Below are 13,213 nucleotides of genomic sequence, written 5' to 3' on the forward strand. Positions count from 1 at the left end.
GGTCAGCGGGGGACGCGGACCACGCCCTCCTGGATCACCGTGATCGCCAGCCGCCCGTCCTGCGTGTAGATGCGGGCCTGGCCGAGCCCGCGCCCGCCGGACGCCGACGGCGACTCCTGGTCGTACAGCAGCCATTCGTCGGCCCGGAACGGCCGGTGGAACCACATGGCGTGGTCCAGCGAGGCCCCGACGACGTCACCGACGGCCCAGCCGCCGCGCCCGTGCGCGAGCAGCACCGAGTCGAGGAGCGTCATGTCGGAGACGTAGGTGGCGAGGACGACATGCAGCAGGGGGTCGTCGTCGAGCTTGCCGTTGGTGCGGAACCACACCTGGGAGTGCGGCTCGCGCGGCTCCCCGAACCTGCCGTACGGCGGCTCGTCGACGTACCGCAGGTCGACGGCCTCGCGGGCCTCCAGGAACCGTTCCACGACCTCGGGGGCGAGGTGGTCGTAGCCGCGCAGCCGCTCGTGGGAGGTGGGCAGTGTGGCCGGGTCGGGCGCGGACGGCATCGGCGCCTGGTGCTCCAGGCCCTCCTCGTACGTCTGGAACGACGCGGAGAGGTGGAAGATCGGCTGCCCGTGCTGGACCGCGACCACCCGACGGGTGGTGAAGGAGCGGCCGTCACGGATGCGGTCGACGCTGTAGACGATGGGCGCGCCGGGGTCGCCGGGGCGCAGGAAGTACGCGTGCAGGGAGTGCGCGTGCCGTTCCTCGGGGACCGTGCGCCCCGCGGCGACCAGTGCCTGGGCCGCGACCTGCCCGCCGAAGACGCGCGGAACCACGGCGGACCGGGACTGGCCACGGAAGATGTCCCGCTCGATCCGCTCGAGGTCGAGCAGATCGAGCAGGGACTGAAGTGCCTGACTCATGGCGTCAGTTGTATCCGGCACTTTTTTCCGTGACCTTACAGACCCATGTCCTTGGCGATGATCGTCTTCATGATCTCGCTGGTGCCGCCGTAGATGCGGTTGACACGGTTGTCGGCGTACAGACGGGCGATCGGGTACTCGTTCATGTAGCCGTAGCCGCCGTGCAGCTGGAGGCAGCGGTCGATGACGCGGTGGGCGACCTCGGTGCAGAACAGCTTGGCGGAGGCGGCCTCGGCAGGGGTCAGCTCTCCGGCGTCCAGGGCTTCCAGCGCGCGGTCGGCGACGGCCTCCGCCGCGTCCACCTCGGCCTGGCAGGCGGCCAGCTCGAACTTGGTGTTCTGGAAGTGGGCGACCGGCTTGCCGAAGACGGTGCGCTCCTGCACGTACTGCTTGGCGAACCGGACGGCGGCCTTGGCCTGCGCGTAGGCGCCGAAGGCGATGCCCCAGCGCTCGGAGGCCAGGTTGTGCCCGAGGTAGTAGAAGCCCTTGTTCTCCTCGCCGAGCAGGTCCTCGACCGGCACCTTGACGTCGACGAAGGCCAGCTCGGCGGTGTCGGAGGTCTTCAGGCCCAGCTTGTCCAGCTTGCGGCCGACGGAGTAACCCTCGGACTTGGTGTCCACGGCGAACAGGGATATGCCGAAGCGGCGGTCGTCCTCGCGCGGGGCGGCGGTGCGGGCGCAGACGATGACGCGGTCGGCGTGGACGCCGCCGGTGATGAACGTCTTGGCGCCGTTGAGGACGTAGTGCGTGCCGTCCTCGGAGAGCTTGGCGGTGGTCTTCATGCCCGCGAGGTCCGAGCCGGTGCCCGGCTCGGTCATCGCGATGGCCCACATCTCCTCGCCGGTGACGAACTTCGGCAGGTAGCGCTTCTTCTGCTCGTCGGTGGCGAGCATCTTGATGTACGGCAGGGCGAGCAGGACGTGCACCCCGGAGCCGCCGAACTGCACGCCGGCCCGCGCGGTCTCCTCGTAGAGGACGGCCTCGAACTTGTGGGTGTCCAGCCCGGCGCCGCCGAACTCCTCGGGCACGCTGATGCCGAAGATGCCCAGATCGCCGAGCTTGTAGTAGAAGTCGCGCGGCGCCTGGCCCGCGGCGAACCACTCGTCGTACACCGGTACGACCTCGGCCTCGATGAAGGCGCGCAGGGTCTCCCGGAACGCCTCGTGGTCCTCGTTGAACACAGTACGGCGCACCGCCGCCACCTCCAGCTGGATACTTCCGGCCATATCTAAGCGCTTGCTCAGACATCACCGTACCGGCGAGTACGGACGGCAGTCCAGAGGCCCCCAGCCGTAACGCTCGTCACGCTTGCGGAGCAGGACCCCGGCTCATTCCCCGCCCGCCGCCGCGAACGCCCCCCGCGCCATCCGGTGCAGCAGCTCCGCCGTCGTCCCCCGCCCCGGCAGCGAGCCCGGCCGCCCCAGGTGCGGGGTCGAGTTGAGCAGGCCGAAGACCGAGTGCACCGCCGAGCGGGCGGCCGGCTCCGCCAGACCCGGGTACACCTCCCGCAGCACCTCCACCCACAGCTCCACGTACTGCCGCTGGAGCTGGCGCACGAGCTTGCGGTCGCTGTCCCGGAGGCGGTCCAGCTCGCGGTCGTGCAGGGTGATCAGGGGACGGTCGTCGAGCGCGAAGTCGATGTGCCCCTCGATCAGCGAGTCGAGGACCGCCTCCGGGTTCCGCCCGCCGGGACCTCCGTCGGCCTCGGCGACCCGCCGCCTGGCCCCGGTCAGCAGCTGCCCGCTGATCCCCACGAGCAGCTCGGCGAGCATCGCGTCCTTGCCCGCGAAGTGCCGGTACAGACCGGGTCCGCTGATGCCGACCGCGGCCCCTATCTCGTCGACTCCGACGCCGTGGAAGCCGCGTTCGGCGAACAGCCGCGCGGCCTCCTTGAGGATCTGCTCGCGACGGGTGGGGGCGTCGGTTCTCGTGGCCATGAAAACAATTCTAGACAGGGAGGTTAGCGGTCGTTAACCTGAAGGAAATGCGTTAACGCTCATTAACAAGGTGAGGGGACCGCAGGATGCACGAGGCACCGGAGCTGACGAGCGCGGCAGACCCCGCGTCGGAGGCCTGGCGGGCCAACGAGGCGGCGCACCGCGCGCTGGTGGAGGAGTTGCACGCCAAGCTGGCCGCGGCCCGGCTGGGCGGCGGCGAGAAGGCCCGCGCGCGCCACACCGCGCGCGGCAAGCTGCTGCCGCGCGACCGCGTGGACACCCTGCTGGACCCGGGCTCGCCCTTCCTGGAGCTGGCCCCGCTGGCCGCCGAGGGGATGTACGACGGGCAGGCGCCGGCCGCCGGGGTGATCGCCGGGATCGGGCGGGTCAGCGGCCGCGAGTGCGTGATCGTCGCCAACGACGCCACCGTCAAGGGCGGCACGTACTACCCGATGACGGTGAAGAAGCACCTGAGGGCGCAGGAGGTGGCGCTCGACAACCGCCTGCCGTGCGTCTACCTCGTCGACTCCGGCGGCGCCTTCCTCCCCATGCAGGACGAGGTCTTCCCCGACCGCGAGCACTTCGGGCGGATCTTCTACAACCAGGCGCGGATGTCCGGCGCCGGCATCCCGCAGATCGCGGCTGTCCTCGGCTCCTGCACGGCGGGCGGGGCGTATGTCCCGGCGATGAGCGACGAAGCCGTGATCGTGCGCAACCAGGGCACGATCTTCCTGGGCGGACCACCCCTGGTGAAGGCGGCCACGGGCGAGGTCGTCACCGCCGAGGAACTCGGCGGCGGCGAGGTCCACGCACGTGTGTCCGGCGTGACGGACCACCTGGCGCAGGACGACGCGCACGCACTGCGGATCGTGCGGAACATCGTCGCCACGCTTCCCGCGCGCGGGACGCTGCCCTGGGAGGTCGTCCCGTCGGTCGAGCCGAAGGTGGATCCGTACGGGCTGTACGGGGCGGTGCCGGTCGACTCCCGCACCCCCTACGACGTCCGCGAGGTCATCGCGCGCGTGGTGGACGGCTCCCGCTTCGCCGAGTTCAAGGCGGAGTTCGGGCAGACCCTCGTCACGGGCTTCGCCCGGATCCACGGCCACCCGGTGGGGATCGTCGCCAACAACGGCATCCTGTTCTCCGAGTCCGCCCAGAAGGGCGCCCACTTCATCGAGCTGTGCGACCAGCGCGGCATCCCGCTGGTGTTCCTGCAGAACATCTCGGGCTTCATGGTGGGCCGCGACTACGAGGCGGGCGGCATCGCCAAGCACGGCGCCAAGATGGTCACGGCGGTCGCCTGCACGCGCGTACCGAAGCTCACGGTGGTGGTCGGCGGCTCGTTCGGCGCGGGCAACTACTCGATGTGCGGACGGGCCTATTCACCGCGCTTCCTGTGGATGTGGCCGAACGCCAAGATCTCGGTGATGGGCGGCGAGCAGGCCGCCTCGGTCCTCGCCACCGTCAAGCGCGACCAGTTGGAGGCCCGCGGGGAGTCCTGGGCGGCGGAGGAAGAGGAGGCCTTCAAGGCCCCGATCCGCGACCAGTACGAGCGCCAGGGCAACGCCTACTACGCCACGGCCCGTCTGTGGGACGACGGCGTGATCGACCCGCTGGAGACCCGCCAGGTGCTGGGCCTGGCCCTGACCGCGTGCGCCAACGCGCCCCTGGGTGAACCCCAGTTCGGCGTCTTCCGGATGTGAGGGGGGCTTGACGACCATGTTCGAGACAGTGCTTGTGGCCAACCGGGGCGAGATCGCCGTCCGCGTCATCCGCACGCTGCGGTCGATGGGCGTGCGCTCGGTGGCCGTCTTCTCCGACGCCGACGCCGACGCCCGGCACGTCCGGGAGGCCGACACGGCGGTACGGATCGGACCGGCGCCTGCGGCCGAGAGCTATCTGTCCGTGGAGCGCCTGCTTCAGGCCGCCGCCCGGACCGGAGCCCAGGCGGTGCACCCCGGGTACGGCTTCCTCGCGGAGAACGCGGCGTTCGCGCGTGCGTGCGCCGAGGCGGGGCTGGTGTTCATCGGGCCGCCCGCCGAGGCGATCGCGCTCATGGGCGACAAGATCCGGGCCAAGGAGACGGTGCGTGCGGCCGGAGTGCCGGTCGTACCGGGGTCGAACGGCAGCGGGCTGACGGACGCGGAGCTGGCCGAGGCCGCCCGCGAGATCGGCATGCCGGTGCTGCTCAAGCCCAGCGCGGGCGGCGGCGGCAAGGGCATGCGGCTGGTGCGGGACGCGTCCGCGCTGGCCGACGAGATCGCCGCCGCCCGCCGCGAGGCCCGCGCCGCCTTCGGCGACGACACGCTCCTGGTCGAACGGTGGATCGACCGCCCCCGCCACATCGAGATCCAGGTCCTGGCGGACGCCCACGGGAACGTGGTGCACCTGGGCGAGCGCGAGTGCTCCCTCCAGCGTCGCCACCAGAAGATCATCGAGGAGGCGCCGAGCGTGCTCCTCGACGAGGCCACGCGCGCGGCGATGGGCGAGGCGGCGGTCCAGGCGGCCCGCTCCTGCGGCTACGAGGGCGCGGGCACGGTGGAGTTCATCGTGCCGGGCGGCGACCCCGCCTCGTACTACTTCATGGAGATGAACACCCGCCTGCAGGTGGAGCACCCGGTCACCGAGCTCGTCACGGGACTGGACCTGGTGGAGTGGCAACTGCGGGTGGCGGCGGGCGAGCACCTGTCCTTCAAGCAGGACGACATCACCCTCACGGGGCACGCGATCGAGGCCCGTGTCTGCGCCGAGGACCCCGCACGGGGCTTCCTCCCGTCGGGCGGCACAGTGCTCAGGCTGCACGAGCCGCAGGGCGACGGGGTCCGGACCGACTCGGGCCTGTCCGAGGGCACGGAGGTGGGCAGCCTCTACGACCCGATGCTGTCGAAGGTCATCGCCTACGGCCCGGACCGTGCGACCGCACTGCGCAAGCTCCGCGCGGCCCTCGCGCAGACGGTCACCCTGGGCGTGCAGACCAACGCCGGTTTCCTGCGCCGACTGCTGGCCCATCCGGCGGTCGTGGCGGGCGAGTTGGACACGGGTCTGGTGGAGCGCGAGGTCGACGCGCTGGTCCCCACGGAGGTGCCGGACGAGGTCTACGAGGCCGCCGCGGCGGTACGCCTCGACGCGCTGACGCCCCGCGGCGACGGCTGGATCGACCCGTTCTCCGTGCCGAGCGGCTGGCGGCTCGGGGGCGAACCCAAGCCGGTCTCCTTCCCGCTGCGCGTGCACGAGCCGGTGGAGTACACGCCCCGCGGCACCCACACGGTCGCCGAGGACCACGTGTCCGTCGTCCTGGACGGCGTACGCCACACCTTCCACCGCGCCCGCGACTGGCTGGGCCGCGACGGCGACGCCTGGCACGTGCGCGACCACGACCCGGTCGCCGCATCCCTCACCGGCGCCGCCCGCTCCGGCACCGACTCGCTGACCGCGCCCATGCCCGGCACGGTGACGGTGGTCAAGGTGGCCGTCGGCGACGAGGTGACGGCCGGGCAGAGCCTGCTGGTGGTGGAGGCGATGAAGATGGAGCACGTCATCTCCGCCCCGCACGCCGGGACCGTCACCGAACTGGACGTCGCCCCCGGCACCACGGTCGCCATGGACCAGGTGCTGGCCGTGATCGCGGCGCATGAGGAAGGCCCCGAGGACGACACGGAGGCGGAGCGATGACCGTTCGTGAACTGCCCATGGTCGTACCGGTGCAGGGCCTCCCCGCCCGGGTGAGGATCCACGAGGTGGGCCCGCGCGACGGCCTGCAGAACGAGAAGCGCACGGTACCGACGGAGGTGAAGGCGGACTTCATCCGCCGTCTCGCGGACGCGGGCCTGACGACGATCGAGGCGACGAGCTTCGTGCACCCGAAGTGGGTGCCGCAGCTCGCCGACGCGGAGGAGCTGTTCCCGCTGGTCGGCCAACTGCCCGTCGAGCTCCCGGTCCTCGTCCCGAACGAACGCGGCCTGGACCGCGCCCTCGCGCTGGGCGCCCGAAGTATCGCCGTCTTCGCCAGCGCCACCGAGTCCTTCGCGAAGGCCAACCTCAACCGCACGGTGGACGAGGCCCTGGCGATGTTCGAACCGGTGGTCGCGCGCGCGAAGGCGCAGAAGGTACACGTCCGCGGCTATCTGTCGATGTGCTTCGGGGACCCCTGGGAGGGCGCGGTCCCCGTCCACCAGGTGGTCCGCGTCTGCCGGGCGCTCATGGACATGGGCTGCGACGAGCTCAGCCTGGGCGACACGATCGGGGTGGCGACCCCGGGTCATGTCCAGGCCCTCCTCTCCCAGCTGAACGAGGAGGACGTGCCGACCAGCGCGATCGGCGTGCACTTCCACGACACCTACGGCCAGGCGCTCGCCAACACGCTGGCGGCGCTCCAGCACGGCGTGACGACCGTCGACGCCTCCGCGGGCGGCCTCGGTGGCTGCCCCTACGCCAAGTCCGCCACCGGCAACCTCGCCACCGAAGACCTCGTCTGGATGCTCCAGGGCCTCGGCGTCGACACCGGGGTCGACCTCGGCCGGCTCACCGCCACAAGCGTGTGGATGGCCGCGCACCTGGACCGGCCGAGCCCCTCCCGCACCGTCCGAGCCCTCTCCCACAAGGAGTGACCCCCATGGACCACCACCTCTCCCCCGAGCTGGAGGAACTCCGGCGCACGGTCGAGGAGTTCGCGCACGACGTCGTGGCGCCCAAGATCGGCGACTTCTACGAGCGGCACGAGTTCCCGTACGAGATCGTCCGCGAGATGGGCCGTATGGGCCTGTTCGGGCTGCCGTTCCCGGAGGAGTACGGCGGCATGGGCGGCGACTACCTGGCGCTGGGCGTCGCGCTGGAGGAACTGGCCCGAGTGGACTCCTCGGTCGCCATCACGCTGGAGGCGGGGGTCTCCCTCGGCGCGATGCCGATCTACCGCTTCGGCACACAGGCCCAGAAGCAGCAGTGGCTGCCGCGGCTGTGCTCGGGCGAGATCCTGGGCGCGTTCGGCCTGACGGAGCCGGAGGCCGGCTCGGACGCGGGCGGGACCCGTACGACGGCCCGCCTGGACGCGTCGACGAACGAGTGGGTGATCAACGGCACCAAGTGCTTCATCACCAACTCGGGTACGGACATCACGGGCCTGGTCACCGTCACGGCGGTCACGGACCGCACGGAGGACGGCCGCCCGAAGATCTCCTCGATCATCGTCCCGTCCGGCACGCCCGGGTTCACGGTCGCTGCCCCCTACTCGAAGGTCGGTTGGAACGCCTCCGACACCCGGGAGCTGTCCTTCGCGGACGTCCGTGTACCCGCGGAGAACCTCCTGGGCGAGGAAGGCCGGGGCTACGCCCAGTTCCTGCGCATCCTGGACGAGGGCCGTATCGCGATCGCGGCCCTGGCGACGGGCCTGGCACAGGGCTGTGTGGACGAGTCGGTGAAGTACGCGAAGGAACGTCACGCCTTCGGGCGCCCGATCGGCGCCAACCAGGCGATCCAGTTCAAGATCGCCGACATGGAGATGAAGGCCCACACGGCCCGTCTGGCCTGGCGTGACGCCGCGTCCCGCCTGGTTTCCGGCGAACCCTTCAAGAAGGAGGCGGCCCTGGCGAAGCTCCACTCCTCCACGGTCGCGGTGGACAACGCCCGCGACGCCACCCAGATCCACGGCGGCTACGGCTTCATGAACGAGTACCCGGTGGCCCGTATGTGGCGCGACTCCAAGATCCTGGAGATCGGGGAGGGCACGAGCGAGGTACAGCGGATGCTGATCGCCCGGGAGCTGGGGCTGGCGGGCTGAGCCGCCTGCGGGGAAGCCCGGCCGTGAAGACCGGGGCGCCGTATCCAGCGATACGGCGCCCCCTGCCGTCACCTCGTGGCGCAGTTGTCTTTACGCCACTGGACGAAGTCGCCCACCCGGTTGGTGATGACACCGTCGACGCCCCAGGACGTGGCGGTCTTCCACTTGGTGTCGGTGTCGACCGTCCAGACGAACACCTTGACGCCTGCCGCGTGGAGCTCCGCCAAAGCGGTGGGCCTGGCCGCGAGACCGTTGAAGTTCACCGCATACGTGTCAAGTGAGAACGAGCGGGCCGTGGCCACCGGGTCCGCGTCGAGTGCGTCCCGGAGCAGCGCGACCTTGATCCCGTACGGGGAGGTCTTCGCCTGCCGCACGATGTTCTCGTCGAAGGACTGCACAACGGTGCGCTCGGTCATTCCGGCTTCGGACACCAGCCTGAGGGCGTGGTCGACGGCTGCCGGTGTCTGCGGCCCCTTCAGTTCCAGCAGAAGCCGAGTGGACCTCGCCTTCACCGAGGACAGCAGTTCCTCCAGGGTGGGAACGTGCCCTCCGCCCTTCACCGTCAGCTTGGAGATCTCTTCGGCGGTGAGCTCGTCGACGCGCCCGGTCCCGTCGGTCGTCCTGTCCACGGTGTCGTCGTGCATGATGACCGGCTGGCCGTCCTTGGTGAACTGCACGTCGGTCTCGACCCAGTCAGCGCCTCGGTCGGCTGCCGCGTCCATGGAGGCGATCGTGTTCTCGGGTGCGATCTGCGGCGCGCCACGGTGCCCGAGGCCATCGGTACGGGAGCAGTCGGCTGCCGAGGTGTCGTCGGAGAGGAAGACGTCGTCGATGGTGCCGGGGACGTACTCCTGGAAGGCGCCCTTGTAGAGCACCCGGCCGATCTGCAGCCCGCCCAGGGCACGCCAGGGCGTGGTGAAGGACGCGGCCGCCTGAGGCTTCCCGTTCACGAACAACTGGATCTTCTTGGCCGACGCGTCATACACGCCCTCCAGATGTGTCCAGACCCCGACCTGCGCCGCGGTCGAACTCACCGACCGGACGATCCCCGTGTCGTCGGTGTCCTTGACGTGCCGGTTGAACACCCACCGGTCGTACCACTTGGAGTAGTACAGCTGGAACCCACTGGCCCGCGAACCGGCCTGCGACAGGAACGTGTGATTGGCGTTCTTGTCGTCCAACTTCACCCACGCCGACACCGAGAACGACTTCGTGGTGTCCACCACCGGCCCCGCCGTGGCCGCGTACGCCGACGACCCGTTCAACTTCAACCCGGTCCCGGCCTTGCCCGCCACACCGAGCTGAGCGCCGCCCCCCGCCACCGTCGCGACGGGTCCGGCACCCATGCCCCCGCTGACACGGGCGCTTCCCGCGCCCTCGTCCAGCCGGAACGACGCGAGCTCCTGCAGGCGGGCCGGCAGCCCACCACGCCCGATCGCCTCGACCTCCGTCTGCGTGGCAACCGACTGCACGAGCCGCACATCGTCGACGGTCCCGGTGAAGTACTCCTGGAAGGCGCCCTTGTAGCGCACCCGGCCGATCTGCAGACCGCCGGAGGCACGCCAGGGCGTGGTGAAGGTGGCCGCCGTCTGGGGCTTGCCGTTGACAAACAGCTGGATCTTCTTGGCCGACGCGTCGTACACCCCGGTGAGATGTGTCCAGACCCCGACCTGCGCCGCACTGGAACTCATCGACCGGACGATCCCCGTGTCGTCGGTGTCCTTGACGTGCCGGTTGAACACCCACCGGTCGTACCACTTGGAGTAGTACAGCTGGAACCCACTGGCCCGCGAACCGGCCTGCGACAGGAACGTGTGGTTGGCGTTCTTGTCGTCCAGCTTCACCCACGCCGACACCGAGAACGACTTCGTGGTGTCCACCACCGGCCCCGCCGTGGCCGCGTACGCCGACGACCCGTTCAACTTCAACCCGGTCCCGGCCTTGCCCGCCACACCGAGCTGAGCGCCACCCCCCGCCACCGTCGCGACGAACTCCTTGGGCGCACCGCCCAGCACACGCCGCGTCCCGGTGCCCTCGTCCAGGCCGAAGGAGGCCTTGGCCGTGAAGGCGGCGGTCTGCAGAGGGAGGTTCTGCTCAGCAGGCGACAACGTGGACGGGGCGTTCACTCTCCCCGTCACACTGATCACCACCAATGCGCCGATCAGCGTCAAGGGCAGCGTACGTGCACTACGCGACTTCAAATCCGAGTCCTCACCGATTCGGAGACCAGGCACACGGGGGCTGGGCTCCGGTCGGCAGACTTCCCCCCGTGCAATCTTCCTCAACGAGCAGCAGGCCGCCCAAGGCAGGGTTCGGGGGCTTGCCGCACGGGTGCGGATCGCGTCCGTCCAAACCGATCAGGCGAGCAGGCACCCGGGTCACGCCCTTCACCCGACGGCTTGACGTGACCAACTGAAGGATCTTGACCCGGAGTCTACGACTTTCACAGACACTTCACAGCCAACTTCGAAGCAGGCCGTGGCTGATTCCGTCGCCCCGGCCGCCACGGTGGTGGTCGTCCGGAAAGAGGAGGAGGCCCTGACCAGGCCCCCTGGACACTATGTGAGGTTAGGCTAACCTAATATCGCCTTGCCCGGCCCGACCGCACGAAAGCAGACCACACCCATGTCCAAAGCCCCCGCCACCCGTCTCACCCGCCGCGGCATCCTCACCGCCGGCGGCGCCCTCGGCCTCGGTGCCGTGCTCGCGGCCTGCGGGGACGAGAAGGCGAAAAGCGGCGGCTCGGGCAGCGGCGCCCCCGCCGGCAAGTCCGGTCCCTGGTCGTTCAAGGACGACCGCGGGCAGACCGCCGAGGCCGACAAGGTGCCGTCGAACATCGTCGCGTTCGTCGGTGTCGCCGCCGCACTGCACGACTACGGCGTCGATGTGAAGGGCGTCTTCGGCCCGACCAAGACCAAGGACGGCAAGGCCGACGTCCAGGCCGGCGACCTCGACGTCGACAAGGTCACCGTCCTCGGCAACGAATGGGGCCAGTTCAACCTCGAGAAGTACGCGGCCCTCGCCCCCGACCTCCTCGTCACCACCATGTTCGACGGCGCCGGGACGCTCTGGTACGTGCCCGAGGAGTCCAAGAAGAAGATCCTCGCCGTGGGCGCCCCGAGCGTGGGGATCTCCGTCTACGACCGCCAGATGCCCGAGCCCCTGCAGCGCATGCTGGAACTCGCCAAGTCGCTCGGCGCGGACACCGCCTCCGCGAAGACCGCCCAGGCGAAGAAGCGGTTCGAGGACGCCGCCGCCCGGCTGCGCGCCGCCGCCAAGGCCAAGCCCGACATCAAGGTGCTGGCGGGCTCCGCGAGCCAGGACGTCTTCTACGTCTCCGGAACCAACCTCTCGATCGACCTTGAGTACTTCAAGGCCCTCGGCGTGAACTTCGTCGAGCCGCCCGCCTCCGCGCTGAAGGCGAGCGGAGGCTGGTTCGAGAACCTCAGCTGGGAGAACGTCGACAGGTACAAGGCCGACGTCATCATGATGGACAACCGCACCTCGGCCATCCAGCCCGCCGACATCACCGAGGCGACCTGGAAGAAGCTCCCCGCGGTCAAGGCGGGCCAGGCCATCGCCCGCAACCCCGAGCCCATCCTGTCGTACGACAAGTGCGCCCCGCTGCTCGAGGACCTCGCCAAGGCGATCGAGACGGCCAAGAAGGTCAGCTGACCCTCTCCCCCGCCCCCTACCTGACGATGGCTCAGGAGTACTCATGACGACGGCCGTAGCCGCCCCGTTCCGTTTCTTCTCCCTTCAGGTCGTACGGACGAGGCGGCTCGGCCCGTCCCTCGTCCGGGTCACCTTCGCCGGAGACGACCTGAACGCCTTCCGCTCCGACGGACGCGACCAGAGCCTGTCCCTGTTCCTGCCGCATCCCGGGCAGCCGGAGCCCGTCATCCCCCTGCACCTCGGCGACGACTGGTGGCACGGCTGGCGTGAACTCCCCGACGACGTACGGGCTGTGATGCGCTCGTACACGCTGCGCGCCCTGCGCCGCGACCCCGACGAGATCGACATCGACTTCGTGCTGCACGGCATCGAGCCGGCCGCCACGGCACCCGCCGGTCCCGCCTCCCGCTGGGCCTCCCGGGCCACCCCCGGCGACCGGGTCGTCCTCCTCGGCCCGGCCGTCGAGGACAACCGCGCGATCCGTTTCCGTCCGCCCGAGGACACCGACCTGGTGGTGATCTGGGCCGACGAGACCGCCGTACCCGCCGCCTCCGCGATCCTCGAGTCGCTGCCCCCGGGCACGCGCGCCCAGGTCTGGCTGGAGGTCGGGCAGGCCGGGGACATCCAGGACCTGGCGACTCGGGCGGACGCCCGGATCACCTGGCTCGTACGCGACGGCGAGAGGCCCCCCATGACTCTCGCCGCGCTGCGGGACGCCGAACTCCCGCCCGCGAAGGCCCCGTACGTGTGGATCGCGGGCGAGGCCGGCCGGGTGAAGGAGCTGCGGCGGCACTTCGTCGGCGAGCGCGGTGTCGACCGGCGGCGTGTCACCTTCGTCGGCTACTGGCGGCACGGGCTGAGCGAGGAGCAGGTGCGCGAGCAGCAGTGACGGCGGTCACCACGGGGCGGAGTTTCCCTTGATCGAACTTAGGTTAGGCTAACCTAAGTTTCGAGAGGAC

At 70.2% G+C, this 13,213-nt stretch carries 10 protein-coding genes; 6 read left to right on the top strand and 4 right to left on the bottom strand.

What is annotated here, in order from left to right; genetic code table 11:
- Positions 1 to 2: 2 nt before the first annotated feature.
- The 3 genes from tesB to SY2F82_RS04235 all read right to left on the bottom strand — a co-directional run bounded on the left by tesB (position 3) and on the right by SY2F82_RS04235 (position 2,806).
- Positions 3 to 869: an acyl-CoA thioesterase II gene (gene tesB, locus SY2F82_RS04225; protein WP_200417537.1), complete on the bottom strand. Its 867-nt coding sequence runs from the start codon at positions 867 to 869 to the stop codon at positions 3 to 5.
- A gap of 35 nt (positions 870 to 904) precedes the next feature.
- Positions 905 to 2,062, bottom strand: a complete 1,158-nt coding sequence (locus tag SY2F82_RS04230; RefSeq protein WP_200417801.1) for an acyl-CoA dehydrogenase family protein — start codon at positions 2,060 to 2,062, stop codon at positions 905 to 907.
- A gap of 135 nt (positions 2,063 to 2,197) precedes the next feature.
- Positions 2,198 to 2,806 (bottom strand): TetR/AcrR family transcriptional regulator, encoded by a 609-nt coding sequence (locus SY2F82_RS04235; protein WP_200417538.1) that lies wholly within the window; start codon positions 2,804 to 2,806, stop codon positions 2,198 to 2,200.
- An 86-nt stretch (positions 2,807 to 2,892) separates the two neighbouring features.
- Between SY2F82_RS04235 and SY2F82_RS04240 the strand changes: the two genes are divergently transcribed.
- From SY2F82_RS04240 to SY2F82_RS04255, 4 genes are read left to right on the top strand one after another with little or no spacing between them, the layout of a single operon-like run.
- Positions 2,893 to 4,509, top strand: coding sequence for a carboxyl transferase domain-containing protein (locus SY2F82_RS04240; RefSeq protein ID WP_200417539.1), 1,617 nt, complete (start codon positions 2,893 to 2,895; stop codon positions 4,507 to 4,509).
- A gap of 16 nt (positions 4,510 to 4,525) precedes the next feature.
- The gene (locus SY2F82_RS04245) at positions 4,526 to 6,478 is read left to right on the top strand and encodes an acetyl-CoA carboxylase biotin carboxylase subunit (RefSeq protein ID WP_200417540.1); all 1,953 of its coding nucleotides are present in this window, start codon (positions 4,526 to 4,528) and stop codon (positions 6,476 to 6,478) included.
- Positions 6,475 to 7,413 (top strand): hydroxymethylglutaryl-CoA lyase, encoded by a 939-nt coding sequence (locus SY2F82_RS04250; protein WP_200417541.1) that lies wholly within the window; start codon positions 6,475 to 6,477, stop codon positions 7,411 to 7,413. The genes SY2F82_RS04245 and SY2F82_RS04250 overlap by 4 nt, the downstream gene beginning before the upstream one ends.
- A 5-nt stretch (positions 7,414 to 7,418) precedes the next feature.
- Positions 7,419 to 8,579 carry an acyl-CoA dehydrogenase family protein gene (locus SY2F82_RS04255; protein WP_200417542.1) on the top strand — a complete coding sequence of 387 codons (1,161 nt, stop codon included), beginning with the start codon at positions 7,419 to 7,421 and terminating at the stop codon, positions 8,577 to 8,579.
- A 68-nt stretch (positions 8,580 to 8,647) separates the two neighbouring features.
- On the opposite strand, the gene SY2F82_RS04260 is transcribed toward SY2F82_RS04255, so the two are convergent.
- Positions 8,648 to 10,717, bottom strand: coding sequence for a glycerophosphodiester phosphodiesterase family protein (locus SY2F82_RS04260; protein WP_200417543.1), 2,070 nt, complete (start codon positions 10,715 to 10,717; stop codon positions 8,648 to 8,650).
- A 487-nt stretch (positions 10,718 to 11,204) separates the two neighbouring features.
- On the opposite strand from SY2F82_RS04260, the gene SY2F82_RS04265 reads away from it, so the two are divergent.
- Both SY2F82_RS04265 and SY2F82_RS04270 read left to right on the top strand, forming a co-directional pair.
- Entirely contained in the window at positions 11,205 to 12,254 is a 1,050-nt protein-coding gene (locus tag SY2F82_RS04265) for an ABC transporter substrate-binding protein (protein WP_200417544.1), read from the top strand.
- A 43-nt stretch (positions 12,255 to 12,297) separates the two neighbouring features.
- Positions 12,298 to 13,143: a siderophore-interacting protein gene (locus SY2F82_RS04270; RefSeq protein ID WP_200417545.1), complete on the top strand. Its 846-nt coding sequence runs from the start codon at positions 12,298 to 12,300 to the stop codon at positions 13,141 to 13,143.
- Positions 13,144 to 13,213 lie beyond the last annotated feature (70 nt).

The organism is Streptomyces sp. Y2F8-2 (assembly GCF_014905555.1).
Taxonomy (GTDB): Bacteria; Actinomycetota; Actinomycetes; order Streptomycetales; family Streptomycetaceae; genus Streptomyces; species Streptomyces cynarae.

What these genes read in the sequence shown, in the direction of transcription:
- SY2F82_RS04250 (WP_200417541.1), top strand. Translation starts at nt 6,475, where the DNA reads ATGACCGTTCGTGAACTGCCCATGGTCGTACCGGTGCAGGGCCTCCCC.
- SY2F82_RS04245 (WP_200417540.1), top strand. Translation starts at nt 4,526, where the DNA reads ATGTTCGAGACAGTGCTTGTGGCCAACCGGGGCGAGATCGCCGTCCGC.
- SY2F82_RS04265 (WP_200417544.1), top strand. Translation starts at nt 11,205, where the DNA reads ATGTCCAAAGCCCCCGCCACCCGTCTCACCCGCCGCGGCATCCTCACC.
- SY2F82_RS04270 (WP_200417545.1), top strand. Translation starts at nt 12,298, where the DNA reads ATGACGACGGCCGTAGCCGCCCCGTTCCGTTTCTTCTCCCTTCAGGTC.
- tesB (WP_200417537.1), bottom strand. Translation starts at nt 869, where the DNA reads ATGAGTCAGGCACTTCAGTCCCTGCTCGATCTGCTCGACCTCGAGCGG.
- SY2F82_RS04235 (WP_200417538.1), bottom strand. Translation starts at nt 2,806, where the DNA reads ATGGCCACGAGAACCGACGCCCCCACCCGTCGCGAGCAGATCCTCAAG.
- SY2F82_RS04240 (WP_200417539.1), top strand. Translation starts at nt 2,893, where the DNA reads ATGCACGAGGCACCGGAGCTGACGAGCGCGGCAGACCCCGCGTCGGAG.
- SY2F82_RS04255 (WP_200417542.1), top strand. Translation starts at nt 7,419, where the DNA reads ATGGACCACCACCTCTCCCCCGAGCTGGAGGAACTCCGGCGCACGGTC.